The 25539-nt window shown below is 71.8% G+C and carries 18 protein-coding genes; 9 read left to right on the top strand and 9 right to left on the bottom strand.

Annotation, left to right across the window (positions count from 1 at the left end; all coding sequences use genetic code 11):
- Window positions 1–158: 158 nt before the first annotated feature.
- From gltX to AB0G63_RS14875, 3 genes are all read right to left on the bottom strand, one after another.
- Window positions 159–1643, bottom strand: a complete 1485-nt coding sequence (gene gltX, locus AB0G63_RS14885; protein ID WP_360749705.1) for a glutamate--tRNA ligase — start codon at window positions 1641–1643, stop codon at window positions 159–161.
- Entirely contained in the window at window positions 1627–2403 is a 777-nt protein-coding gene (locus AB0G63_RS14880; protein ID WP_360749702.1) for a fumarylacetoacetate hydrolase family protein, read from the bottom strand. The genes gltX and AB0G63_RS14880 overlap by 17 nt, the downstream gene beginning before the upstream one ends.
- Before the next feature lie 185 nt (window positions 2404–2588).
- Window positions 2589–2774 carry a hypothetical protein gene (locus AB0G63_RS14875; protein ID WP_360749699.1) on the bottom strand — a complete coding sequence of 62 codons (186 nt, stop codon included), beginning with the start codon at window positions 2772–2774 and terminating at the stop codon, window positions 2589–2591.
- Window positions 2775–3377: 603 nt separating this feature from the next.
- Between AB0G63_RS14875 and AB0G63_RS14870 the strand changes: the two genes are divergently transcribed.
- From AB0G63_RS14870 to AB0G63_RS14835, 8 genes are all read left to right on the top strand, one after another.
- Window positions 3378–7226 (top strand): nitrate- and nitrite sensing domain-containing protein, encoded by a 3849-nt coding sequence (locus tag AB0G63_RS14870; RefSeq protein ID WP_360749696.1) that lies wholly within the window; start codon window positions 3378–3380, stop codon window positions 7224–7226.
- A 9-nt stretch (window positions 7227–7235) separates the two neighbouring features.
- On the top strand, window positions 7236–7649 hold the full coding sequence (locus AB0G63_RS14865; RefSeq protein ID WP_003973453.1) for a roadblock/LC7 domain-containing protein: 414 nt from the start codon (window positions 7236–7238) through the stop codon (window positions 7647–7649).
- A 110-nt stretch (window positions 7650–7759) separates the two neighbouring features.
- Window positions 7760–8155 carry a DUF742 domain-containing protein gene (locus AB0G63_RS14860; protein WP_108015325.1) on the top strand — a complete coding sequence of 132 codons (396 nt, stop codon included), beginning with the start codon at window positions 7760–7762 and terminating at the stop codon, window positions 8153–8155.
- Window positions 8136–8711 (top strand): ATP/GTP-binding protein, encoded by a 576-nt coding sequence (locus AB0G63_RS14855; protein WP_115905688.1) that lies wholly within the window; start codon window positions 8136–8138, stop codon window positions 8709–8711. The genes AB0G63_RS14860 and AB0G63_RS14855 overlap by 20 nt, the downstream gene beginning before the upstream one ends.
- A gap of 377 nt (window positions 8712–9088) precedes the next feature.
- Complete coding sequence (locus AB0G63_RS14850) at window positions 9089–12388, top strand: nitrate- and nitrite sensing domain-containing protein (protein WP_360749691.1); 3300 nt, start codon at window positions 9089–9091, stop codon at window positions 12386–12388.
- A gap of 10 nt (window positions 12389–12398) precedes the next feature.
- Window positions 12399–12812, top strand: coding sequence for a roadblock/LC7 domain-containing protein (locus AB0G63_RS14845; RefSeq protein WP_004983065.1), 414 nt, complete (start codon window positions 12399–12401; stop codon window positions 12810–12812).
- Window positions 12813–12906: 94 nt separating this feature from the next.
- Window positions 12907–13470, top strand: a complete 564-nt coding sequence (locus AB0G63_RS14840; RefSeq protein WP_360749688.1) for a DUF742 domain-containing protein — start codon at window positions 12907–12909, stop codon at window positions 13468–13470.
- Entirely contained in the window at window positions 13451–14032 is a 582-nt protein-coding gene (locus AB0G63_RS14835; RefSeq protein ID WP_029183992.1) for an ATP/GTP-binding protein, read from the top strand. Before AB0G63_RS14840 ends, AB0G63_RS14835 begins: the two co-directional genes overlap by 20 nt.
- 182 nt (window positions 14033–14214) lie before the next feature.
- Here AB0G63_RS14835 and AB0G63_RS14830 read toward each other — a convergent pair whose 3' ends face one another.
- The 4 genes from AB0G63_RS14830 to AB0G63_RS14815 all read right to left on the bottom strand — a co-directional run bounded on the left by AB0G63_RS14830 (window position 14215) and on the right by AB0G63_RS14815 (window position 19161).
- Window positions 14215–14406, bottom strand: a complete 192-nt coding sequence (locus AB0G63_RS14830) for an acyl-CoA carboxylase subunit epsilon (RefSeq protein WP_360749683.1) — start codon at window positions 14404–14406, stop codon at window positions 14215–14217.
- A gap of 57 nt (window positions 14407–14463) precedes the next feature.
- Window positions 14464–16047 (bottom strand): acyl-CoA carboxylase subunit beta, encoded by a 1584-nt coding sequence (locus tag AB0G63_RS14825; RefSeq protein WP_360749680.1) that lies wholly within the window; start codon window positions 16045–16047, stop codon window positions 14464–14466.
- A 154-nt stretch (window positions 16048–16201) separates the two neighbouring features.
- Window positions 16202–18568: a polysaccharide lyase 8 family protein gene (locus tag AB0G63_RS14820; protein WP_360749677.1), complete on the bottom strand. Its 2367-nt coding sequence runs from the start codon at window positions 18566–18568 to the stop codon at window positions 16202–16204.
- Window positions 18569–18663: 95 nt separating this feature from the next.
- The gene (locus AB0G63_RS14815; RefSeq protein WP_360749674.1) at window positions 18664–19161 is read right to left on the bottom strand and encodes a hypothetical protein; all 498 of its coding nucleotides are present in this window, start codon (window positions 19159–19161) and stop codon (window positions 18664–18666) included.
- 229 nt (window positions 19162–19390) lie between these two features.
- Between AB0G63_RS14815 and AB0G63_RS14810 the strand changes: the two genes are divergently transcribed.
- On the top strand, window positions 19391–20005 hold the full coding sequence (locus tag AB0G63_RS14810) for a YceI family protein (RefSeq protein ID WP_360749671.1): 615 nt from the start codon (window positions 19391–19393) through the stop codon (window positions 20003–20005).
- A 1089-nt stretch (window positions 20006–21094) separates the two neighbouring features.
- On the opposite strand, the gene AB0G63_RS14805 is transcribed toward AB0G63_RS14810, so the two are convergent.
- Complete coding sequence (locus AB0G63_RS14805) at window positions 21095–22429, bottom strand: hypothetical protein (protein WP_360749668.1); 1335 nt, start codon at window positions 22427–22429, stop codon at window positions 21095–21097.
- Between the two features lie 67 nt (window positions 22430–22496).
- The gene (locus AB0G63_RS14800) at window positions 22497–25517 is read right to left on the bottom strand and encodes a glycoside hydrolase family 3 N-terminal domain-containing protein (protein WP_360749665.1); all 3021 of its coding nucleotides are present in this window, start codon (window positions 25515–25517) and stop codon (window positions 22497–22499) included.
- Window positions 25518–25539: the final 22 nt, after the last annotated feature.

Here is a 25539-nt window from a genome sequence, read left to right as displayed (position 1 = left end):
CCTTCACGCACGTCTGCCTTCACGCACGTCTGCCTTCACGCACGTCTGCCTTCACGCACGTCTGCCTTCACGCACGTCTGCCTTCACGCACGTCTGCCTTCACGCACGTCTGCCTTCACGCGCGTCTGCGGTCGCGTGCATGCCTTCACGCGCGTGTGTCACGCCGCGAGCTTCTCCAGGGCGGCGTCGATGCGGGCCAGCGTCGCGTCCTTGCCCAGGACCTCCAGGGACTCGAACAACGGCAGGCCGACCGTGCGGCCGGTGACGGCGACCCGGACCGGGGCCTGGGCCTTGCCGAGCTTGAGGCCGTGGGCCTCGCCGGCGGCCAGCACGGCCTCCTTCAGCGACTCGGCGGAGGTCCAGTCCGCCGCCTGGAGCTTCTCCCGCGCCGTGCGCAGCAGGGCGTCCGAGCCCTCCTTCATCGCCTTCGTCCAGCTCGCCTCGTCGAAGACCGGCTCGGGCAGGAACAGGAAGTCGACGTTGTCGGTGATCTCCGACAGGACCTTCAGGCGGGTCTGCGCGTGCGGCGCGATGGCCTGCCACTTGGCCTCGTCGAAGTCCTCCGGCGCCCAGGGAGCGAACGGGGCCCGCAGCCACGGCGCGCAGCGCTCCGTGAAGTCCTTCACGTCCAGCAGGCGGATGTGGTCGGCGTTGATCGCCTCGCACTTCTTGAGGTCGAAGCGGGCCGGGTTGGGGTTGACGCCCGTGATGTCGAAGGCCGCGACCATCTCCCCGATCGTGAAGATGTCCCGGTCCGCCGAGAGCGACCAGCCCAGCAGCGAGAGGTAGTTGAGCAGGCCCTCGGGGAGGAAGCCGCGCTCGCGGTAGAGGTTGAGCGAGGACTGCGGGTCCCGCTTCGACAGCTTCTTGTTGCCCTCGCCCATGACGTAGGGGAGGTGGCCGAACTCGGGGACGCCCTTGGCGATGCCCAGCTCGATCAGCGCCTTGTAGAGGGCGATCTGGCGCGGAGTGGAGGAGAGCAGGTCCTCGCCGCGCAGGACGTGGGTGATCTCCATCAGGGCGTCGTCGACGGGGTTGACCAGCGTGTACAGCGGGGCGCCGTTGGCGCGCACGATGCCGTAGTCCGGGACGTTCTCCGGGAGGTAGGTGATCTCGCCGCGGACCAGGTCGGTGAAGGTGATCGTCTCGTCGGGCATCCGGAAGCGGACGATGGGCTCGCGGCCCTGGGCCCGGTACTCCTCGACCTGGGCGTCGGTGAGGTCGCGGCAGTGGCCGTCGTAGCCGGACGGCTTGCCGGCGGCGCGGGCGGCGTCGCGGCGGGTGTCGAGCTCCTCCTGCGAGCAGTAGCAGCGGTAGGCGTGGCCGGCCTCGATCAGCTTGGCGGCGACGTCCTTGTAGATGTCCATGCGCTGCGACTGGCGGTACGGCGCGTGCGGGCCGCCGACCTCGGGGCCCTCGTCCCAGTCGAAGCCGAGCCAGCGCATCGCGTCGAGGAGCTGGTTGTAGGACTCCTCGGAGTCGCGGGCCGCGTCGGTGTCCTCGATGCGGAAGACGAGTGTGCCCTGGTGGTGCCGGGCGAACGCCCAGTTGAACAGGGCGGTGCGCACCAGGCCCACGTGCGGGTTACCGGTGGGCGAGGGACAGAAACGGACACGAACGGGTGCGCTAGCCACGCTTGACAACCTTGTTGGTGAGAGTGCCGATGCCTTCGATGGTGACGGCGACCTCGTCGCCGACGTTGAGAGGGCCGACCCCCGCGGGGGTGCCCGTGAGGATCACGTCGCCGGGGAGCAGCGTCATGGCCTCGGAGATGTTGACGATCAGATCCTCGACCGGGTGGATCATCTCGCTGGTGCGGCCGAGCTGGCGCTGTTGGCCGTTGACCGTGAGCTGGATCGTCAGGTCGCTCGCGTCCAGGTCCGTCTCCACCCAGGGACCGAGCGGGCAGGAGGTGTCGAAGCCCTTGGCCCGGGCCCACTGCTTCTCCCGGCGCTGGACGTCGCGGGCGGTGACGTCGTTGGCGCAGGTGTAGCCGAGGATCACGTCCTTGACACGCTCACGGGGGACCTCGCGGCACATGCGGCCGATGACCACGGCCAGCTCGGCCTCGTGGTGCAGCTCCTGGGAGAAGGACGGGTACGCGATCTCGTCGCCGGAGCCGATCACCGAGGTGGAGGGCTTGAAGAAGGCGAAGGGCGCGTCCGGCACCTCGTTGCCCAGTTCGCGCGCGTGCTCGGCGTAGTTGCGCCCGAAGGCGACGACCTTGTTGGGGAGCACCGGCGGCAGCAGCCGGACCTTGTTCAGCGGGACCTTCGTGCCGGAGAGCTCGAAGTCCGCGAACGGGATGCCCTTGATGATGTCGAGCACGAGCTCGTCCGGCCTGTCGCCCTCGACCGCGCCGAAGGCGACGTTCCCGTCGATGGAGAATCTGGCGATGCGCACGGGATGCCTGCGCCCCTTAACTGAACCGACTGGAGTCTGACGCTCCAGGCTAACGCGGCAACAGCGCGGGGACCTCGCGCATTACGGCGCGAGCCCCGGAGGCGGCGTGGCCTCCGGGGCTGCGGTGACCGGCCGGATCGGGCGATCGGCGGCCGATGCGCGTGCTGCTTGCGGGCCTGCTCCGCCTACTCGGCGATGGCCGCGACGGGCACGTCCATCAGGACGGTGCGCCTGGGGTTGGCGGTCTGGGCGGGGAGTTCGACGGAGTGCTCCGGCTGCTCCGGGGTCTGCAGCTCGTCGGCGTCCTCGAGGTGCGCCAGCGTCGTGCGCCGCGGGTTGGCTATCGTGCGGAACATCATCGTCGTCTTCACGGCTGTAGTCGACCTTGTCGTGTTCGGGCACCCGCGTGCGGCGAAAGCCCCATCCCGGGCACGGTTGTCAAAGTGTTACGTCCTGTAAACCGTCAGGCTAAACATGCAATTCCCTTCGGAAACCCCGGCGAAGCCGTGATCACCGTGTGAGTTTGCTCACTACCCCAAGGGCAAACCGGTCAATTCCGGCCCGCAATCCACCGGACCGAAACGGACATTGACCCCCTGAAGCCACCATTCCGCTCCTGATCATGGCGACTGGGACACGGCTCACCGCCGGACGACTCGCGGGCATACGTCCGATATTAACCGGATCTCTTTCTACGTCCGGTGACCCGACACTCACAAATTGTCACCCGCGTCACGGCATGACCCACGGGCCTTGTTGGAGATCCTGCACTGTGCTGGAATTCCACGGACCGCCGCAGGATCGAGCCGGCGCGCAGGGGGCGCAACGCAGCGCCGAGTGGCGGCGAGACAGGGGGAGCCAGCGCCGGTCACTCACGACCACCCGGGGGGCGTTTTCAGGGCGTTCCCCACAACGCCGACACCGTGTCCCTCCGTTCACCCGGAGGGGCGCCTGGTCCAGAGGTTGCGACGCTAGTGCAGGGACGTTTCAAGAGGGATAACGGCGCTTCGGCTCAGCCGGAGCCGCACGGCGGGACTGGCCCCATGGCCGGCAGCTCCTCGCCCCAGCACGCCCAGAACCCGGGCCCGGCCCCGTCCGGCGACGGCGGCGACCGCGCCGGGCGTCCCGGCCCGACGACGCCTTCCGGGTCCGCCGGTCCCACCGCCGCGCCGGCCAAGGCGCCCACGGGCCCGAGCGGCCCGGGATCGCGGGTGGCCCTGCGCAACTGGCGCATCTCCACGCGTCTGGTGTCGCTGCTCGCGCTCCCGGTGGTGGCGGCCACCTCGCTGGGCGCCCTGCGCATCAGCGACAACATGGACGACATCCAGCAGCTCGACAACATGAAGCTGCTGACGGACATGACCAAGCAGGCCACCGAACTGGCCGCCGCCCTCCAGGACGAGCGCGACCAGTCCGCCGGCCCCCTCGCGCACGGCTCCAAGGCCAGCGCGTACACGGTCAAGGGCTACCGGGACAAGACGGACCGGTCCGTGACCAACTTCAAGGACGCCGCGGAGGAGATCGACACCTCCAGCATGGCGAACGGCAACCTGCTCGGCGTCCGCGAGACCCTGGTCGGCCTCGTCCGCGACCTGGGCGACCTGGCGAAGATACGCAACTCCGCCTACGAGGCCAAGGACAACTCGACCCAGACCGTCGAGTCCTACCACCGCCTCATCACCAACCTGCTGGACCTCTCCCAGGACATGGCGGAGGCCACCAGCAACCCCGAGATGATCCAGCGCACCCGCGCCCTGGCGGCCTTCTCCTCCGCCAAGGAGTACGCGTCGGTGCAGCGCGCGGTCCTCGCGGCGGCGCTGCCGGCCAACAACAACACCACCGGTGACCTGTCGGAGAACGACCGTCTCTACGCCCAGTCGGCGCTGGCCAGCCAGACCTCCGACCTGCGCACCTTCAAGAGCCTCTACGGCACCGAGAGGGCGGCCACGCTCCTCAAGCCCATCGAGGAGAACAACGCGTCGATCAAGGCCACCGACACCTACGCCAGCCGCGCGCTGGCGAGCAAGGACGGCCTGTCCGACCTGCAGAAGCGCTCCTACCAGGACTGGGTGGACGACAGCTCGACCAAGATCGAGCAGATGCAGAAGATCGAGCACACGCTGCTCGAGGACATGGAGCAGAAGGCGCGCGAGCTGCGCAGCGCCTCCGAGCAGGAAGCGATCATCTCGGGTGCGCTGATCCTGCTGGTGCTCGGTGTCTCGCTGGTCGGCGCCTTCGTCGTGGCCCGGTCCATGATCCGCTCGCTGCGCCGGCTGCAGGAGACCGCCACCAAGGTCGCCCAGGAACGCCTGCCCGAGCTGGTCAAGCAGCTGTCCGAGGCCGACCCGCAGGACGTCGACACCTCCGTCGAGTCGGTCGGTGTGCACTCCCGTGACGAGATCGGCCAGGTGGCCGCGGCCTTCGACGACGTGCACCGCGAGGCGGTCCGCCTCGCCGCCGAGCAGGCCCTGCTGCGGGGCAACGTCAACGCGATGTTCACCAACCTCTCGCGCCGCTCCCAGGGTCTGATCCAGCGCCAGCTGTCGCTGATCTCCGAACTGGAGTCCCGCGAGGCCGACCCGGACCAGCTGTCCTCGCTGTTCAAGCTCGACCACCTCGCGACCCGTATGCGCCGCAACGGTGAGAACCTCCTCGTCCTCGCCGGTGAGGAGCCCGGCCGCCGCTGGACCCGCCCGGTCCCGCTGGTCGACGTGCTCCGCGCCGCCGCGTCCGAGGTGGAGCAGTACGAGCGCATCGAGCTGGCCTCCGTGCCCACCACCGAAGTGGCCGGCCGGGTCGTCAACGACCTCGTGCACCTGCTCGCCGAGCTGCTGGAGAACGCGACCTCCTTCTCCTCCCCGCAGACCAAGGTCAAGGTCACCGGTCACGCGCTGCCCGACGGCCGGGTGCTGATCGAGATCCACGACACCGGCATCGGCCTCTCCCCCGAGGACCTCGCGGCGATCAACGAGCGGCTCGCCTCGCCGCCCACCGTGGACGTCTCCGTCTCCCGCCGCATGGGTCTGTTCGTGGTCGGCCGCCTCTCGCAGCGCCACGGCATCCGCATCCAGCTCCGCCCGTCCGACTCCGGCGGTACGACCGCGCTGGTCATGCTGCCGGTCGACGTGGCGCAGGGCGCCAAGAAGCCCGCTCCCGGCGGCAAGCCCGGCGCCCCCGCGCCGAGCGGCGGTCCGGCCGCCGCGCAGGCTGCCGCGGGTGCCGCCGCGGCACGCCGGCAGGCCGCCGCGCAGAACGGCGGCGGTTTCGGCGGCGGCGCGCTGGGCGCCGGTCCGGCCGGTGGCGGCCGCCTCGGCGCCGGCCAGGGACCGCGGGCCGCGCTGCCCGGTGCGGGCGCGGGCGGTCGTCCCGGTGCGCCGGGCGGACCGCGCGGACCGCAGGGGCCCGGGGTTCCCCCGCAGGGCCGGCCGGCCGCCGGCGCGGGCGCCGGGTTCGGCGGCCAGGCGCCGGGTGCGCCGCAGGGTCTGCAGGCGGCGGGCGCCGGCCAGGACGCCTTCGGCGGCGGTCGTGGCCCCGTGCCTCCGCAGTTGCCGGACGCCGGGGACGCGGGCAGGGCCGCCCCCGAACGGGGCGGACGGCGCCACGGGCGCCGGGCCCAGCTGCCCGGCCGCGGCGCCACCCCGCGCGCCGAGCTGCCGGGCGGCGACCAGCAGCAGCCCCGGGTGCCCAGCTGGAGCGACGAGAACGCGCAGCCTCCGGTGGAGCGCGCCTCGCTCGACGCCCCGCGCGGACACGACGAGCAGGACCCCGCCCAGACCTCCCGCATGCCGCGGATCGACGACCGGCAGGGCCCCGGCTCCACTTCCGAGTTCCCCCGCCCGGACTTCGGCGCCCCGGCACCCAACGGCCGCCAGGACACGGGCCAGTTCGCCCGCCAGGACTTCGGCGCCCCGGCACCCGACAGCCCGCAGGACACCGGCCAGTTCGCCCGCCAGGACTTCGGCGCCCCGGCACCCGACAGCCCGCAGGACACCGGCCAGTTCGCCCGCCAGGACTTCGCTCCTCCGGCGCCCGCCGCGAACCCGCAGCAGAACACGGGCTTCGTCCGCTCGGACGTCTTCGGCACCCCGGGCGGCCAGCACGGCCAGAACAACCCGCACAACCCGAACAGCCCCGCCAACACGGGCCAGTTCGCGATACCGCAGGCCTACGACAACGGCTCCACCGGCCAGTTCCAGCGGCCGGGCTACGACGGCTCCTCCACCGGACAGCACGCGCTGCCGGGCCGGCCCGACCAGGGCGGCACCGGGCAGTTCGAGCGGCCGCAGGTGGGCGGCGGCCGCGGCGGCGCCGACTTCGGCGCCCCGCGCCCGCCGATGCCCCCGCGTCCGCAGCAGCCCGGCCGCCAGGAGCCCGAGGCCCTTCCGCCGGCCGGGCCGGGCGACGGCCGCACCCCGCTCTACGACACGCTGGAGACCAACTGGTTCCGCGGCGGCCGGCAGGCACAGGGCGAGTCCGCCCAGCCCGCGCAGCAGCCGCAGGCCCCGGCGGCCCCCCAGCGTCCCGGAACCGCCGCCTGGCGCACCTCGCCGAACGACGACCTCGTCCGGCAGGCCGAGCGGGTACGGCAGCCGGCCGCGGGCGGCGTCACCACCTCCGGCCTGCCCCGCCGGGTACCCCGGGCGAACCTCGTCCCGGGCACGGCTCAGCAGCAACAGCACCAAAGCGGTCCGCAGGTCTCGCGTACGCCTGACGACGTACGCGGCCGGCTGACCAACCTCCGTCGGGGCATCGCGCAGGGTCGCCAGGCCGGCAACGGCCAGACCGGCAGTTTCCCGAGCCCCACTCACCAGCAGGAGCGTTAGTTGAGCCAGATGAGCCAGGCGGCACAGAACCTCAACTGGTTGATCACCAACTTCGTGGACAACACCCCCGGGGTGTCCCACACCGTCGTCGTGTCCGCCGACGGACTCCTTCTGGCGATGTCCGAAGGCTTCCCCCGCGACCGCGCCGACCAGCTCGCGGCCGTCGCGTCCGGGCTCACCTCGCTGACCGCCGGGGCGTCCCGGATCTTCGAGGGCGGCAACGTGGCGCAGACGGTCGTCGAGATGGAACGCGGGTTCCTCTTCCTGATGTCCGTCTCCGACGGCTCGTCCCTGGCCGTGCTCGCGCACCCCGAGTGCGACATCGGCCTGGTCGGCTATGAGATGGCCCTGCTCGTCGACCGTGCAGGTGCGGTCCTCACGCCGGACCTGCGCGCCGAACTACAGGGCAGTCTGCTGCACTGATCGGCCCAGATCCACCCTCCTCACCAGATCACCGTCCGGCCGCCACGATCCCCCCACCGGCCCCGTCAGACGGCTAGCCCGACCGACTTGCTGTCCCGCCCGGAGGATTCATGACCCCGCCCACCGCCTCTCATGATCCGTACGCGGAGCCGTACGAGGATGAGGGCGACCAGCCGCTGGTACGTCCCTATGCGATGACCGGCGGCCGGACCCGGCCGCGTTATCAGCTCGCCATCGAGGCGCTGATCAGCACCACGGCCGATCCGGCAGCACTCATGGGGCTGCTCCCGGAGCACCAGCGCATCTGCCACCTGTGCCGTGAGGTGAAGTCGGTCGCTGAGGTGTCGGCGTTGCTGGCCATGCCGCTGGGCGTGGCACGGATTCTCGTCGCGGATCTGGCCGAGGCCGGTCTCGTCGCCGTTCACCAGCCTGGTGGCGACGAGACGACCGGTGCGCCCGACGTGACACTGCTCGAAAGGGTGCTCAGTGGACTTCGCAAGCTCTGAACCGAGCCGGGCCACCACGTCCGCCAAGATCGTGGTGGCGGGTGGCTTCGGCGTCGGCAAGACGACCTTCGTCGGCGCCGTCTCGGAGATCAACCCGCTGCGCACGGAGGCCGTCATGACGTCCGCGTCGGCGGGCATCGACGACCTCACGCACACCGGGGACAAGACCACCACCACGGTGGCCATGGACTTCGGCCGCATCACGCTCGACCAGGACCTGATCCTGTACCTGTTCGGCACGCCCGGCCAGGACCGTTTCTGGTTCATGTGGGACGACCTGGTGCGCGGCGCGATCGGCGCGGTGGTGCTCGTGGACACCCGGCGCCTGGCCGACTGCTTCCCGGCCGTCGACTACTTCGAGAACAGCGGGCTGCCGTTCGTCGTCGCGCTCAACGGCTTCGACGGGCACCAGCCCTACGCCCCGGAGGAGGTGCGCGAGGCGCTGCAGATCGGGCCGGACACCCCGATCATCACGACCGACGCGCGACACCGTGCGGATGCAAAGAGCGCGCTGATCACACTGGTCGAGCACGCACTGATGGCCCGCCTGCGGTAGTACCTCAAAATGGCAGCCGCTTACCGCAGTTGTCGTAGGAACCCCGGAGCCGGCTGTGGCTTTTGACACGGTCGGCCCCGGTGTTCATAACGGTTTGACAGAGGAATCGGGAGATGCGGCCACGCGTCGCGGTCGATCGGTGCCGCTGTGTCCACGTCGGCCCCGTCATTTGACGGGGCTCGCTCTTTATGACCGTTTTATCTGTGACTTACATCGGAGCGAACCGGTTCGTTCCACTGTTTGGAAGACCGCAGGTCGACATGCTGGAATGCCTGAACTGCCCAATAGTCAATGACGTACTCATCAGTCGATGAGGCACGGGCTCTGAGAAACTGCGGCACAACGTAGGTGCCGACCGCCGAGAGGTTGTTGGTCGAGTGAGGCGAAGCAAGAACGGTCCCGAGCCGTCGGCGCGGGGCAACTTCACCCCGCCGCCGCGCGGAGCGGCACCCGCCCCTGTGCCCGGATCGGAGCCGGCGGCCACGCCCGCTCCGAGCGGCGGCCGCCTCTCTCCGCGCAACTGGCGGGTGCCGACCCGGCTGAACGCGATCCTGCTCATACCCGTGCTGGTCGGCCTCGTCATGGGCGGCTTCCAGGTCAAGAGCTCGATCGACACCTGGCAGGACGCCGAGGACGCCCAGGCCACCGCCCGCCTGGTACGCGCCGCCCTCTCCTACGCCGACGCCCTCTACAACGAGCGCGACATCACCGCGGCCCCCCTGCTGAAGGGCAAGGCGCAGACCCCCGAGGACAAGGCGACCGTCACCGCGGCCCGCGCCGCCACCGACAAGGCCGCCGACGCCTTCGACGAGGCCGCCCAGAACATGCCGCAGAAGGCGGGCCTGCAACGCCGTCTGCGGCTGTTCCGTGCCGAGGAGCCCGGCCTGCAGTCGCTGCGCGCCGTGGCCTACACCTCCAAGCTCCAGGGCGTGCAGACCGAGGAGGGCTACCTCAAGGTCGCGCACCCGCTGCTGGAGTTCGCCAACGAGCTGGGCCTGGGCACCGGCAACATCACCTCCTACGGCCGTACCGTCTACGCGATCTCGCTCACCAAGTCCGCGCTGTCGCTGGAGCGCGCGATCGGCATGCACCTGCTGATCAACCCCGGCCCCCAGCCGCAGGACCTGGCCAAGCAGCGCGTGGCGCTGTCCTCCTACGCCTACCTCGAGGGCATCGCCATCGAGGAGTACAAGGGCGGCGGTACCGCGCAGGACGCCCAGAACCTCGCCGACGCCCAGGCCAGGATGAAGGCGGACGGCGCGGCGATGGCCAAGCAGGCCGCCGCGCAGGCGAAGGCCCAGGGCAAGACCTATGTGCCGCCGCCCTCCGGGTCCACGGCCATGGTCACGGACCTGGCGATGCTGCAGAGCACCGACGCCACCGAGCGTGCCGCGCTCGCCCAGCAGGGCATCACGGCGGAGAACTGGTGGGCGGTCAACACACTCAAGTTCAAGGGGTACCGCCAGATCGAGGCGGACATGGCCGACAAGGCCGTGAACGAGGCCTCGGACATCGCCGCGGCCGCCAAGCGGGACGCCATCATCACCGGCGCCGCCGTCGTGGTGGCCCTGCTGCTGGCGTTCATCCTGGCCGGCGCGGTCGCCCGCCAGATGAGCCGCTCGATGCGCCAGCTGCGCAACGCCGCGTTCGGCATCGCCGAGCAGCGTCTGCCGATGCTGGTCGACCAGCTCTCGCGCACCGACCCGGGCCGGGTGGACACCCGCGTCCAGCCGATCCCGATCACCACCCGGGACGAGATCGGCGAGGTCGCCCGCGCGTTCGACCAGGTCCACCGCGAGGCCGTCCGGCTCGCCGCCGAGCAGGCCCTGCTGCGGGGCAACATCAACGCGATCTTCACCAACCTCTCGCGCCGCAACCAGTCCCTGATCGAGGGCCAGCTGACCCTGATCACCGACCTGGAGAACAACGAGGCCGACCCCGACCAGCTGGAGAACCTCTTCAAGCTGGACCACCTGGCCACCCGTATGCGCCGCAACGGCGAGAACCTCCTGGTCCTCGCGGGCGAGGAGCCCGGCCGCCGCTGGGACCAGCCGGTGCCGCTGGTCGACGTCCTGCGCGCCGCCTCCTCGGAGGTGGAGCAGTACGAGCGCATCGAGCTGTCCGGCGTCCCGGAGGCCGAGATCCACGGCCGCGCGGTCACCGACCTGGTGCACCTGCTGGCCGAGCTGCTGGAGAACGCCACCACGTTCTCCTCGCCGCAGACCAAGGTCCGCGTCACCGCGACCCGGCTGCCCGACGGCCGCGTCATGATCGAGATCCACGACAAGGGCATCGGCCTGACCGCCGAGGACTTCGCGGACATCAACCACAAGCTGGCCAACCCGCCGACCGTGGACGCCGCGATCTCCCAGCGGATGGGCCTGTTCGTGGTCGGCCGGCTCTCCGACCGGCACGGCATCCGCGTCCAGCTGCGCCCCTCCGGCGAGCAGGCCGGCACCACCTCGCTGGTCATGCTGCCCGACGCGATCACCCACGGCGGCGGCGGCGAACAGCAGCCCGCCGTGAACGAGTTCACCGTCTCGCAGATCATCCCGGAGCAGAACTTCCCGGGCGGCGAGGACTTCAGCCAGCAGCCGCTGCGCACGGCCGCCGAACTCGGCTTCGACGACAGCCGCTACGCGGAGGTCCCGGACGACATCCGGGAGCTGGACCCGGTCGGCCGCTCACTGATGCGCGAGGAGCGCCGGGCGGCGCTGGAGGCACAGACGCAGGGCCAGCCGGGCGACCAGGAGGCCGACCGGGCCCAGACGTACGCCGACGCCTTCGACGCGCAGCCCGCCTACGACAACGGCCAGGGCTACACGGAACAGCAGGCACCGTACGAACAGCCGCAGCAGGCACCGTACGAGCAGCCGCAGCAGGCGACGTACGAGCAGCCGATGGCGTACGAGGAGCAGCGTCAGGCGCCGTACGGCGAGCAGTACTACGCGCCGAACGGCCAACTGCCGCAGAACGAGAGCTTCTCCGACGGCTTCCCGGTGAACGGCGGCTACCCCGACGCCACTTATGCGGAGCCCCGGCAGGACGAGCACGCCGCCGCCCACCCGGCCGTCCCCGAGTCCTTCCCGGCGTTCGAAGAGCGGCGCCACCAGGATGACTGGCCGCAGCAGGACGGCTACCAGAACGGCTACCCGGACCAGTACGCTCCGGAAGCGGAATCTGCGCAGGCCGCTGACGCGGGCGAGGCCGACCGCGTAGGCTTCGAACGTCCGGGACCGGCCCCCTCCGCCGTCCACGAGCTGACCGACGCCGGGCTTCCCCGCCGCGGATCCACCGCGGCCGGTTCGAACGGCGCGCGGCCCGTGAACACGGATGCGCCGGCTTCCGACCCGGCTTCCCAGAGCAACGGCGACGGCGGCTTCTGGCGCTCGGCGAACGACGAGCGCTGGCAGCAGGCGGCGCAGCTGAAGAAGCCCAAGGCAGGCGGGGTCACCTCCTCCGGCCTGCCGCGGCGGGTACCCAAGGCCAACCTGGTCGAGGGAGCCGCCGAGAGCACCCCCCAGGGAGGCCCACAGGTCTCCCGTGCCCCGGAAGACGTCCGGGGCAGGCTGAGCAACCTGCGTCGGGGCGTCCAGCGCGGACGCAACGCCGGGGCAGGCAGTGAAACGAACGGCCAGGGCTTCGGTCCTGACAGCACCTACAACCAGGAGCGTTAGTGTGAGCCCGATGAGCCAGGCGGCACAGAACCTGAACTGGTTGATCACCAACTTCGTGGACAACACCCCGGGGGTGTCCCACACGGTGGTGGTCTCCGCCGACGGACTCCTTCTGGCGATGTCCGAAGGCTTCCCCCGCGACCGCGCCGACCAGCTCGCGGCCGTCGCCTCCGGTCTGACGTCTCTGACGGCAGGCGCCTCCCGCATCTTCGAGGGCGGCAGCGTGAACCAGACGGTTGTGGAGATGGAGCGGGGATTCCTCTTCATCATGTCCATTTCCGACGGTTCGTCGCTCGCCGTTCTCGCGCATCCGGAGGCGGACATCGGTCTCATCGGGTACGAGATGGCCCTCCTGGTGGACCGAGCAGGAACGGTTCTGACGCCGGATCTCCGTGCGGAGCTCCAGGGGAGCCTGCTCAACTAACAGACAGACCGTGCGTTTTGGCGTCCCGTGGCCGTAAGGTTTCGGGACGCGGCTCCACACGGATGGGTGCCCGGCACAGTCGGAGGAGGAGAAAGTGGCAACACCCCCAGGCGGTTCGCATGCGGGCAACTGGTCGTACGGTCCTGTCCAGGGCCAGCACGACGGTTCCCAGAACCCGAACCGTTACGACTTCCCCTCCGCGCCGTACGCCCCGCAGGGTCCCGGCCCGTCTCCGTACGACCAGCCGCCCGCGCCGCGCATCCAGCCCGTGCAGCCGCATCGGCGCTCCCCCGAGCCCGCTCCGGCCGGCGGGGCCTCAAATCCGTTGGTGCGTCCGTACGCCATGACCGGCGGCCGGACGCGCCCGCGCTACCAGCTCGCCATCGAGGCGCTGGTGCACACCACCGCGCAGCCGCACCAGATGCAGGGCCAGCTGCCCGAGCATCAGCGGATCTGCAACCTCTGCCGGGAGATCAAGTCGGTCGCCGAGATCTCGGCGCTCCTGACGATCCCTCTCGGCGTGGCCAGGATCCTCGTCGCCGACTTGGCGGAGGCGGGCCTGGTCGCCATCCATCAGCCCGGCGGCGACGAGAGCGCCGGCGGCCAGCCAGACGTGACACTGCTCGAAAGGGTGCTCAGTGGACTTCGCAAGCTCTAGCGGCGGTCCTTCCCGCTCCACCACCTCCGCGAAGATCGTGGTGGCGGGCGGCTTCGGCGTGGGCAAGACCACGTTCGTCGGCGCCGTCTCGGAGATCAACCCGCTGCGCACAGAGGCCGTCATGACGTCCGCGTCGGCGGGCATCGACGACCTCACCCACACCGGGGACAAGACGACCACGACGGTCGCCATGGACTTCGGCCGCATCACCCTGGACCAGGACCTGATCCTGTACCTGTTCGGCACGCCCGGCCAGGACCGCTTCTGGTTCATGTGGGACGACCTGGTGCGCGGCGCGATCGGCGCGATCGTCCTGGTGGACACCCGCCGTCTCGCCGACTGCTTCCCGGCCGTCGACTACTTCGAGAACTCGGGTCTCCCCTTCGTCATCGCCCTGAACGGCTTCGACGGCAACCAGCCGTACTCTCCGGACGAGGTCCGGGAGGCCCTGCAGATCGGCCCCGACACCCCGATCATCACCACCGACGCCCGCCACCGCGCGGACGCCAAGTCGGCGCTGATCACTCTCGTGGAGCACGCGCTGATGGCCCGCCTGCGGTAGCGGCGGACCATGCGGCCGCCGGGCTGCCGCGGACGGCCGGGAGCCGTCCACGGCAGCCCGTGGTCGTCTCCGGCGGTGTCCCGCGGCCCCGGACGGTTCCGGAACGACCCCAGACGGCCCCGGACGCACGAAGGAGGGCCCCTCTCGCTCGAGAGGGGCCCTCCTTCGTGACGTGGAACGGCTCAGCGCCAGCTGTGCGGCGCGCGGAAGCCGGGCTCGCGCTCCAGGCGGCGCCAGCCCGCCTTCGGGCGGCTCCGGTGGGCCGGCGCGGTGGCGGGCCGGGCGGCCGCACGGGCCAGGAGGACGGCCGTGATGGCGGCGACTTCCTCGGGCTCGGCGTGGCCCTTCTCGACACGGATGTCATGGGTGGTCATAGGTCTCAGTCTCCAGGAGAGAGGTTTCCGCGGGGGTACCGGGAAGGATCCGCCGGGTTACTGCGGGGGGTTGCCGTGCTTGCGGGAGGGCAGGTCGGCGTGCTTGTTCTGGAGCATCGCGAGCGAGCGGACGAGGACCTCGCGCGTCTCGGCCGGGTCGATGACGTCGTCCACCAGGCCGCGCTCGGCGGCGTAGTAGGGGTGCATCAGCTCGGACTTGTACTCCTTGACCATGCGGGCCCGCATGGCGTCGGGGTCCTCGGCCTCGGCGATCTGGCGCCGGAAGATGACGTTGGCGGCGCCTTCCGCGCCCATCACGGCGATCTCGTTCGTCGGCCAGGCGAAGGTGAGGTCGGCGCCGATGGACTGGCTGTCCATGACGATGTACGCACCTCCGTAGGCCTTGCGCAGGATCAGGGAGATCCGGGGCACGGTCGCGTTGCAGTAGGCGTACAGCAGCTTGGCGCCGTGCCGGATGATCCCGCCGTGCTCCTGGTCGACGCCGGGCAGGAACCCGGGCACGTCCAGGAACGTGACGATCGGAACGTTAAAAGCGTCACACATCTGGACAAAGCGTGCAGCTTTTTCCGACGCCTCGATGTCCAGGACGCCCGCGAGCGTCTGCGGCTGGTTGGCGACGATGCCGACCACCTGGCCGTCCAGCCGGGCCAGCGCGCAGATGATGTTGCGCGCCCAGCGCTCGTGGACCTCCAGGTACTCGCCGTCGTCGACGATCTCCTCGATGACCTTGGCCATGTCGTAGGGCCGGTTGCCGTCCGCCGGCACCAGGTCCAGCAGGACGTCCGAACGGCGGTCGGCCGGGTCCGTGCACTCCACCCGGGGCGGGTTCTCCCGGTTGTTCTGCGGGAGGAGGGAGAGCAGGTAGCGGACTTCCGCGATGCAGGTCTCCTCGTCGTCGTAGGCGAAGTGACACACGCCGGAGGTCTCGGCGTGGACGTCGGCGCCGCCCAGGCCGTTCTGGGTGATCTCCTCGCCGGTGACCGCCTTGACGACGTCGGGTCCGGTGATGAACATCTGCGAGGTCTCGCGGACCATGAACACGAAGTCCGTCAGGGCGGGGCTGTAGGCCGCGCCGCCCGCGCACGGGCCCAGCATCACCGAGATCTGCGGGATGACGCCCGAAGCCTTGGTGTTGCGCTGGAAGATGCCGCCGTAGCCGGCGAGCGCGGAGACGCCCTCCTGGATACGGGCGCCCGCGCCGTCGTTGAGGGAGACCAGCGGCGCGCCGGCCGCGATGGCCATGTCCATGATCTTGTGGATCTTCGTGGCGTGGGCCTCGCCCAGCGCGCCGCCGAAGATGCGGAAGTCATGGGCGTAGACGAAGACCGTACGGCCCTCCACCGTGCCCCAGCCGGTGATCACACCGTCGGTGTAGGGCTTCTTCGCCTCCAGGCCGAAACCGGACGCCCGGTGCCGGCGCAGCTGCTCGACCTCCTGGAACGTGCCCGGGTCCAGCAGCAGCTCGATGCGCTCCCGGGCGGTCAGCTTGCCCTTGGCATGCTGAGCCTCGGTCGCCTTCTCGCTCGGCCCGGCCAGGGCCTGCGCACGGATCTCGTGCAGCTCGGCCACCCGGCCGCGCGCGTCCGTCGGCTCACTCGGCGCCTCATCCAAAACGGTCATGTAGTGACCTTACGGAGGTCACCAAGGAAAGCGAGCCGTCGACTCCGTACAGTGTCCGGCCCGTTTTCCTGGTAGCCCTGAACAGAACCGGGACGGGATGCAGCCGTTCTGACTGCTCGGGGGGCGTTCCGCTTGTCGGGGTTGCACAAAGCCGTCATGTAAGACGCAGTTCACATCGATGGGTGGCGCATGCCACGCCCGGCGTAATCCTCAGGGTCGCACGGCGGCCTGTCGAGACGACTTCCACGGTGTCGTCCGCCCGCACCACCCCGCGCACCGGACGGTGCCAGGTGATCTCCAGCGGCTCGCCCGTGCGGGGCGGCTCGCTCACGCAGAGGGTGGCGGTGCGGGCCCGGCGGCGCAGCAGCACGCTCGCCCCGGCGGAGGCGGTCAGCGGGCCCGCGGTGCCGGCCTGCCAGAAGTTGGCGGCCGTCAGGCCGAGGGAGGCGGCGTGCACGGCCTGGCGGGCGCGGTCGTTCGCGAGGACCGCCAGGCGGTCGCGGCCGGCGGCGCGGGCCGCGACCGTCCGGCGGGAGGCGCCGGGCAGCAGGACGTACCGGTACGTGGCGTCGACCGGGTCGGTGCCGTGGTCCAGCCAGAGGGTCTGCCAGCGGCGGGTGCGCCGCTCGGTGGTGGACGTGGCGTTGATGTCGGACCAGGAGCCGGTGCGGTCCTCGCGCAGGGTGCGCAGTCCGCCCTCCGGGACCAGCCAGCCGCCGTGGCCTTCCAGGTGGGCCCAGCCGGGGCCGCGCGTGAAGGCCTGGGCGCCGCCCTCGCCCAGGTTGCGGTTGTCCACCACCGTCTCGACCGGGACGCCGTCGGCGCAGGTGATGCCCGCGCCCAGGCAGACCACCGCGTCGGCGAGGAAGAACCAGGACTTGCGGGCCTCGAGCGTCGAGCCGAGGCCCTTCAGGTGCTGGCCGACGGCCGCGAACTCGCCGTCGGTCGTGCCGCCGACCCAGCGCACGTCCGGCCTGGGCGCGCCCCATTCTCCGCCGGCCCGGTCGGGCAGGCGTCTGGTGGAGACCGTCGTACCGGGCAGGCGGTAGCAGTCCACCGTCGGCCAGAACCAGTCCGTGTACTGGTCGCTCGGGCCGTCGGCCCACCAGTAGAGCATTCCGGCGCCGGTGTGCCAGCCGCGCGGGTTCTCGCCGTTGCCGCACTCGTAGTGCGCGATGCGGTCGCTGGCCATGGCGAGGTTCGCCGTGAAGCCGGGGCGGCGGTGCACGGCCCGGTCCATGGCCGCGAAGAGCCGGTGGCCGACGGGTTCGGCGGCCGCCTCGACGGGCGTGTCGGCGATGGCGTGCAGCCGTGCCAGGTCGGCCACCGGGAACTGGGGCGCGGTCAGGACCGGTGACACGGTGTCCCGTGCGATCCAGCCCTTGACGAGCGCGTGCCAGCGGTCGCGTTCGGCCGGGCTCGCCGCGGCGGCCAGCAGGGCGACGGCCGCGATGACACCGTGCCCGTGGAAGTGGTCGCCGCGCAGGACGTGCCGTTCGTCGCTCTTGAGGTGACCCCGGCTGACGGCGCGGCCGTTGACGCTGTCCATCACCAGCCCGTCGTGGATCAGGGGCGCGTAGGCGTGCTCGACGGCGTCGAGGACGATCTGCCGGTTGGGGTCGGTCACCTCCCACTCGCTTCCGGCGAGCAGCGCGAAGAGGCGGCCGAGGCCGTCGAGCATGACCTGCCCGTAGGTCCCCGAGTAGGCGACCCAGGTGTGCTGGACGAACGACCCGTCCGGGTACAGCCCGTCCCCCCGGGTGACGTACGGGAACACCGGCGACAGCGCGTCGCGGGCGAGGGCGATCCTGGCCGGGTCACGGCCCAGGATGCCGCGCAGGGCGACGGAGCGGCACAGGTCGACGCGGTTGGCGCCGGTCGACGTGCCGGAGTAGTCGCCGAGCATCGTGTCGGGGACGAAGTGGTCGACGGCCGCGCAGGCCGCGGCGATCCGCGCGTCGGTGAGCTGTTCGTAGAGGGCCGCGGTGATGTCCATGAGGAGGCGGGGGCTGCCGATCTGCCACTCCCACCAGTTGCCGTAGCGGGTGGTGGAGGGGTTGTAGACGGTGGCGGAGAGGTGGTCGAGGCCGCGCCGGACGTCCGCGAGGAGTTCCTGGTCGCCGGTACGGCCGGTGCCCGGCTGGAGGAAGGCCTGGGTCATCGTCCACAGGCGGCTGTAGCTGAGGGTGATCCCGGACGGCGGGTCGAACGGGTGTCCCGGCCAGAGGGAGCCGGCGGCCGGGGCCATGCCGGCCTGGAAGCGCCGGGCCAGTTCGCCGGTCTCGGCCAGGCGCGAGGCGTACGGCTCGGCGGCGGGGTCGTAGCCGGTTCCGAGGGCGATGGCGAGCCAGCGGCGGCGGAGGGTGTCGTAGGGGTCGGCACCGGGTTCGGGGTCGGGGTCGGGGTCGCGATCGGCTTCCGCTTCGGCGGCGGCGCGGGCGGGTCCGGCGCCGGAGCCGAGGGACGTGGCCGCGAGGGCCGCGGCGGACAGGAAGGCGCGGCGCGTCGGAGTCGTGCCCATGTGCGTGTGTCACCTCGGCCGGCGGTACGGGTGATGGATGCGGCCGGGGAGTTCCGGGCGGCGGCCGCCGTCCGGAACTCCCCGTGGGGCACGGCTCAGCAGCCGCCGCAGTTGTAGTACAGGACGTCCCAGTGGTTGCCCTCGTCGGCGTAGATGTTGCCGGAACCGGACTGGTACTGCGGGGCGCCGTCGCCGCGCAGGCCGATGTAGGTGAAGTTGTTCTTGATGTAGCTCGTCACGCAGGTGTTCTTGCCGTAGTCGAGCTTGTAGCCGTTCCAGTGGGAGTAGGTGCCGGAGGCGTGGCCGGTCTCGGTGCCGCCGGTGATGTTCAGGGCGCAGCCGCTGGCGCGCTTGAGGGTCTGCGCCCCCTGCGCGGTGGCGAGGTTGAGCTGCTCGAAGGACGTACAGGTGGAGTTGTTGCGGTCGGAGCAGTTGCCGGAGGAGGACCAGGTGATGCCGACCTCGCGGAACATCGAGGTCGCGGTGGCGTGACTGATCTTGGTGACCGCGAAGGCGTCGGTGGCGGTGCCGACGACGGCGACGCCGGGGGCGACGACGAGCGCGAGCGCGGTCAGGGCGGACCTGATCTTCATGGGGGGACCTTCCTGCGGGGGACCGTCGACGGTCCGGGGACCGTGTGTCTGTGGGGCGGCTGTGCAGGTGGTGCCAGGAGATGGTGCCCGACTTCTACGCGCGTCCGCCAGAGGGCGTCCAGTGACCACCCGGAGAAGAGGTTGAAACTTGAACGGAATAGGTCTACGGTCGTCCCTGTTGGGCCTCTTTGAAGATTCAACATCCTCCCCACTTGCTTTGGAGCACACCATGGGCATCTTCGGCCGCAAGACCACCGACTCCGTCGAGACCGCCGGCGCGGCGCCCGCCGCCGTCAACCCCGACCTCGCCGCGCTGACCGGCGACTACACCATCGACCCGGCGCACAGCACGCTCGGCTTCGTCGCCCGCCACGCCATGGTCACCAACGTCAAGGGCAAGTTCCTCGACTTCAGCGGCACGCTGCACCTCGACGGCTCGGACCCGGCCAAGTCGACGGCGTCCATCGACGTCACGATGGAGAGCATCGACACCGGCTCCGCGGACCGCGACGGCCACCTGAAGAGCGCGGACTTCTTCAAGACGGAGGAGTTCCCGACCATGACCTTCCGCTCGACCGAGGCGCAGGCCCTGGGCGGCGACGACTACCGCATCACCGGCGACCTGACGATCCTCGGCGTCACCAAGCCGCTCACCATCGACCTCGAGTTCAACGGCGCCGCGAAGGACCCCTTCGGCAACGAGCGCGTCGGCTTCGAGGGCAAGGCGGAGATCCTGCGCTCCGAGTGGGGCCTGACCTGGAACGCGGCGCTGGAGACGGGCGGCGTGCTGGTCTCCGACAAGATCAAGCTGAACTTCGACATCTCGGCGATCAAGTCCGCGTGACGCCCTGAGCGCGTCCACCCCGACGCCGCCTCCCGAGCGCGCCCGCCCTCCACTCCCCGTGCCGAGGACGGGCGCTCGCCCGTACCCGGACGCCAGCCCCGGCCCCGAGCCTTGTGCGGGGGCTGGCGCCGGCGCAGGTCCGGCCGGGATGCCGACGTGAGTGCGGGCGCCCGGGCCATGCGGGCGCGGCCAGCCGGCGCGGACCCCAGGCGCGGGACCCGGACGCGGACCTCGGCCGAGCGGCGGGCCGGACGCCGGCGCTCGTCCCGGACACGGCCGTGAGCCCGGCACGGGCCAGGCATCGGCGCTGCCCTCGCCGCTCATGCGGACGCTCGCCGTGAGCGCGGGCCCGATCGCGGACGCGGGCGCGGGCCAGGCGCCGGCCCGGCCCCGCGCTCGTACGGGCACGGACGCACGCCCCGCCCGGAAGCAGCCCGGTGCGGACACGGCCACGGGCGCCGACCCGACCGCGGACGTGGACGTGGACGTGGACGCGGACGTGGACGCGGGCACAGGTGCAACATGGGTGCGAGCCCGGACGCAGACGCGGGCCGGAGCGCAAGCCGGGCGTCGGTCCGGCCCCCGGGCCTCGTTTGCGGGGGGCGGGTGCAGGCCCGGGCGTGCGCGCGGGCGCAGGCACTCGTGCGGGCGCGGTCGGCCCATGCGGACGTGGGCACGGACCAGGCGCGGGACCCGGACGCGGACCTCGGCCGAGCGGCGGGCCGGACGTCGGCGCTCGTCCCGGACACGGCCGTGAGCCCGGCACGGGCCAGGCATCGGCGCTGCCCTCGCCGCTCATGCGGACGCGCGCCGTGGGCGCGGGCCCGATCGCGGACGCGGGCGCCGGCCGGGCGCCGGCCCGGCCCTCGCGCGGGCGCACGTCCAAACCCAGACGCAAGCCCGGTGCGGGCGTGCCGTGGGCACGGGCCCGATCGCCGACGCGGACGCGGGCCGGAGCGAAGACCAGGCGGGCCCGGTCCCGGGCCTCACGCGGGCACGGGCACGGGCCCGGCGCGGACACGGGCTGAGCCCGTACGCAGGCGTGAGCCCAGGTGGGGGGTTGCCGGGATGTGCTGTGGGGAGTGGGGTTCAGAAGCCTCCGCCGAAGTCGCCGCCTCCACTGAAGTCGCCGCCTCCGTCGAAGCCGCCGCCGAAGTCGCCGGGGTCGAAGTCGGCGCCTGAGACGTCGCCGCCCTCGTAGCCGCCGAAGTCGCCATAGCCGGAGCCGTAGTCGGCCGCGTAGGACGGGGTCGCCATCATGCTGCCGAGCATGGTGCCGACGAGCAGGGCGGGCAGCAGGCCGCCGCCGAAGTAGCCGCCCGCCCAGGGGCCGTAGGCGGGGCCGGCGTCCCAGTACGGGCGGCGGCCGTACTCGGTGTCCACCTCGCGGACCGCGGGGTCGCGGCCGTCGGCCAGGCGGGCCCGGTCGGCGGCGCAGACCGGCACCTCGCGCGGCGCGCCGGCCGCGGGCGTCCAGACGACGTCGGCGACGGACGGGCCGTGGCGCGGGTCGAAGAAGCAGGGCGGCCGGCGCTCGGGGAGTGGCCGGTGCTCCCGGCGGGCGGCGAGCTGCGCGAGCGAGAAGCGGCCGTCCTCCAGCGCCCGGGTGACGGCGCGGACGTCCTCGGGTCTCGCCGCGGCGGCCATCGCCGTCTTGGCCTGCTCGTAGGCGTCCAGCGCGCGTTCGTAGTCGGCGCGCATGGCGTCGTCGGCGCCGGACTCGGCCGGATGGAAGTCGAGGCGGTCCAGCTCCTCGCCGAAGGCCGTGATGTCCTCGTCGACGACGACCCGGAGCTTCTCCAGCGCGGCCCGCTGCTCCTCGGCCCGGCGGCGCCGGTTCCGCCGGGCGAGGGTGTACACGCCCGCGCCGCCGGCCACCAGCACCGCGCCCCCGACGATCAGCCCGGTGACCGAGACGCCGCCGCCGTCGGAGGACGTCCCCCAGCTCGCGGGCGCCGAGCCGCCCATCTCGGCGAGGGCTCGGCCCGCGAAGTCGTTCAGCTGCGTCTTGGCGTCCTCGCCCTGCACACTGGCGACGAGGTTCTGCCGGGCGGTGGCGGACATCACCGAGGAGTCGGCGCGGGCGTCGAACCGGTCGCCCAGCCGGATGCCGTACAGGCCCGTGACGCCCGTGGCGGTGCGCAGGTCCGCGAACAGGTTCCGGGTGGGGTAGTCCGCGGGCAGCACCGCGATGAACAGCGGCTTGCCGGCGTTCTTGATCCGCCGGGCCAGGGCGTCGGCGTCGCCCGCGGACAGCTGGGCGGAGGCGGCCGGATCGACGTACACCGGGCCCTGGCGCAGGGCCGCGGCGATCACCGATACGTCGGTGGCGGCCTCGGCCCGGGGCGCTGTCACGGTCAGGGCGGCCAGCACCAGCGCGAGCAGCAGCGCCGGGAGGCTTCGGGTCCGTGTGACGGCCTTCATGGTTCGAAGCTACCCGAAGCCCCCGAAGCCTCCCAAAGGTGCGCATTCGCTCAGGTGGCGGGCCTTCTCAGGAGGCGGCTCGCCAGGCCGCCGCCAGGCGCTGCACGGCCGCCCCGTACCGGCCGGTCAGCGACAGGTGGTCGGCGTCGGCGAAGGGTTTCGCGACCTCCGCCGTGATGTGCTGCCCCGCCTTCCGCTGGACGATCAGCCGTGCCCTGTCGACCAGCTCGCGTCCGGTCCGGTCGGCCCCGGCCCGCTCGGCGGCCGCGGCAGCCGTCGCGAGCGCCCGCAAGGCGCCCGCCCCGCCGTCCGGCACCTTCGTCAGTGTGGTCAGGCCCCAGCCGTAGGGGTACTGCGGGTCGTACGAGGCGTCGCCCACGTTGATCGGCAGCTGCGCCTCCGACCTGGGCCAGGTGACCGGGAGCCGGCCGGTGAAGGGCCGGCGGCCGTAGAGGACGTCGGCGACCCCGGCGCCCTCGGTGCCCGGCAGCCAGGAGGCGACCAGGGCGTCGATCTCCCCGAGCCGGTCGCCGATCAGCTGCGGGCGCCCGGAGACGATCAGCACCGCGCACTTCATGGCGGCGCACACCTTGTCCACGGCCGCCTTGTCGGCGGCGGTCAGCTCCAGGTCGTTGCCGTTGCCGACGTCGCCGACGCCCTCGGCGTAGGGGGTCTCGCCGACGACGACCACGCCGACGTCGTAGCCGGCCGTGGGCGCGGAGGCGTCCTTGGAGTACGTGACGTCGCCGCCGGCGTCGCGCATCCCCTGGAGCACGGTGGTGCCGTCGGTGTGGGTGCCGGACGCGCCCTGCCAGGTGATGGTCCAGCCGCCGGTCTGGTTGCCGAGGTCGTCGGCGTTCGATCCGGCGACGTACACCTTCTGGTTCTTCCGCAGCGGGAGCACGCCGCCGGCGTTCTTCAGCAGCACCTGCGACTCGGCGGCCGCCTGCCGGGCCACCGCCCGGTGCGCGGCGGAGCCGATCCGGGAGGCGCCCCGCGTGTCGGCGTACGGGTGCTCGAACAGTCCCAGCCGGAACTTCTGCGTGAGGATGCGGGAGACGGCGTCGTCGATCCGCCGCTCGCCGATCCGGCCGGCCTTCGCCTCGTCGACCAGCGTGGTGCGGAAGTCCTTGTAGCCGTAGGGGACCATCATCATGTCGACGCCCGCGACGACCGCGGTGCGCACCTGGGAGGCGTAGTCGCCGGGCAGCTGGTCGATGGCGTTCCAGTCGCTGATGACGAAGCCGTCGAAGCCCATGCGGCCCTTGAGCACGCCGTTGATCATGTCGGCGCGGGCGTGCATCTTCACCGGGCCCCGCCCGTCGCCGACGAGGTCCAGCGAGGAGTACGAGGGCATGACCGAGCCGACGCCCCGGTCGACGGCGGTCTCGTACGGCGCCAGGTGGACGGCCTCCAGCTCCTGGCGGGTGACCCTGGTGACGCCCTGGTCGATGGTGTAGGTGCCGGTGGTGGAGGAGCCGTACGCGGTGCCGCCGTCGCCGACGAAGTGCTTGGCGGTGGCGAGGACCTTGTCGTTCTCCTGCAATTGCCTTCCGCTCGCCGCTCCTTGGAGGCCCTGGATGATCGTCTCCATGGACTCCACGAGGGCCGGGTCCTCGCCGAAGGACTCGTAGGAACGGCCCCAGCGCTCGTCGCGGGTCACGCAGAGGCAGGGGGCGAAGTCCCAGGGGACGCCGGTCGCGCGGACCTCGGACGCCGTCACGGCGCCGGTCTTCTCGACGAGCCGGGGGTCGCGGGTCGCGCCGAGGCCGATGTTGTGCGGCATGACCGTGGCGCCGGCCAGGTTGTTGTGGCCGTGCACCGCGTCGACGCCGTAGATCAGCGGGATCTGGAAGCGGGTGGCCCGCGCGCGCAGCTGGAAGCCGTCGATCATCTTCGCCCAGGCCTCGGGGGTGTTGGGCGTGGGGGTCGAGCCGCCGCCCGACAGCAGCGAGCCGAGGTCGTACCCGGCGATGTCGCCCTGGTCGGTCAGCGCGCCGCGCTCGGCCTGGGTCATCTGACCGGCCTTCTCCTCGATGGACATGCGGCTCACGAGGTCGGCGACCCGCTTGCGGACCGGCAGTCTGCTGTCGAGGTACGGCAGTCCATGGGCGTCGACGACGACCTGCGGGGTCTCGGCGGGCGGCTTCGCGCCGGTCACCGTGAGCCGGAGCGGGATCGTCTCGGCGGCCTCGGCGGCGCCGTCCTTCAGGGTGGGGACGCGGACGGTGCGCACGGCGCCGGAGGCGGTGCCGGCCGGGAAGGTGACGGTGCCCTCGACCGGGGTGTAGTCCCGGCCGGGGTCGGCGGTGCCGCCGGCGGTGGTGTAGGCGACCGTCACCGGTTCCTCCAGCGGCACGGCGCCGGTGGTGGAGACGGTGACCCGCACGGCCGCGGCGGTGCCCTCCCGCACCGGGTACACGGCGGAGTCGGTGGTGACGGCGGCGCGCAGCGCCTGGTCGGCCCTGCCGTACAGCTCGACGCCGTCCATGGCGAAGGTGCCCTTGACGCCGGTGGGGAGCGTGACGGCGTACCCCCACATCCGCGTCAGGCCGAGGACGTGGTCGATGCCGCCGACGGGCTGGTAGTCGGTGCGGTAGGCGAAGTCGGTGAAGGGGAGCTCGATCCGCTTCCAGCCGGTGAAGTCGTCGGCGAAGGAGGTCGTCCACAGCTCGGAGGCCTCGCCGTGGGCGCCGCCGTCCTTGATCTCGAAGGCGATCTTCTTCCCGCTGCCCCGGCCTTCCCACCAGAAGCGGACGCCCTGGTGGGCGGACCAGTCGTGGGCGGGCGCGTCGGCGGCGAAGTCGTGCGTGAAGCCGCCGTAGCCGCTGATGTCGTAGCTGCCGGAGAGGACCTTGGCGCCCTCGGGGGCGTCGGCGCGTTCCTCCAGGGCGAGCGTGGGCGGGTCGTCGCTGTCGCCGCCCCAGGTGAAGATGCCCTCCGCGGGCTGGGCGGCGAAGGGCACCTCGCCCTCGAAACGGTCGACGGCCACCGGGGCGGGGCCGGGGTCGTCGGCCGCGCGGGCCGCGGACAGCGGCAGCATGGCGGCGAGTAACACGGTGGAGACGAGCAGGGCGGTTCTCGGCATGGACCTTCCCTCGACTCTCGGG

Origin of the sequence: Streptomyces sp. NPDC020996, assembly GCF_040641355.1 — a bacterium.
Taxonomy (GTDB): domain Bacteria; phylum Actinomycetota; class Actinomycetes; order Streptomycetales; family Streptomycetaceae; genus Streptomyces.
Note: the sequence above shows the minus strand (reverse complement) of the source record. Positions and strands in the feature narration are given on the sequence as shown.

Excerpts from the sequence above, each read along its gene's own strand:
- AB0G63_RS14865 (WP_003973453.1), top strand. The coding sequence starts at position 7,236 with ATGAGCCAGGCGGCACAGAACCTCAACTGGTTGATCACCAACTTCGTG.
- AB0G63_RS14860 (WP_108015325.1), top strand. The coding sequence starts at position 7,760 with ATGACCCCGCCCACCGCCTCTCATGATCCGTACGCGGAGCCGTACGAG.
- AB0G63_RS14845 (WP_004983065.1), top strand. The coding sequence starts at position 12,399 with ATGAGCCAGGCGGCACAGAACCTGAACTGGTTGATCACCAACTTCGTG.
- AB0G63_RS14830 (WP_360749683.1), bottom strand. The coding sequence starts at position 14,406 with ATGACCACCCATGACATCCGTGTCGAGAAGGGCCACGCCGAGCCCGAG.
- AB0G63_RS14825 (WP_360749680.1), bottom strand. The coding sequence starts at position 16,047 with ATGACCGTTTTGGATGAGGCGCCGAGTGAGCCGACGGACGCGCGCGGC.
- AB0G63_RS14820 (WP_360749677.1), bottom strand. The coding sequence starts at position 18,568 with ATGGGCACGACTCCGACGCGCCGCGCCTTCCTGTCCGCCGCGGCCCTC.
- AB0G63_RS14815 (WP_360749674.1), bottom strand. The coding sequence starts at position 19,161 with ATGAAGATCAGGTCCGCCCTGACCGCGCTCGCGCTCGTCGTCGCCCCC.
- AB0G63_RS14810 (WP_360749671.1), top strand. The coding sequence starts at position 19,391 with ATGGGCATCTTCGGCCGCAAGACCACCGACTCCGTCGAGACCGCCGGC.
- AB0G63_RS14805 (WP_360749668.1), bottom strand. The coding sequence starts at position 22,429 with ATGAAGGCCGTCACACGGACCCGAAGCCTCCCGGCGCTGCTGCTCGCG.
- AB0G63_RS14800 (WP_360749665.1), bottom strand. The coding sequence starts at position 25,517 with ATGCCGAGAACCGCCCTGCTCGTCTCCACCGTGTTACTCGCCGCCATG.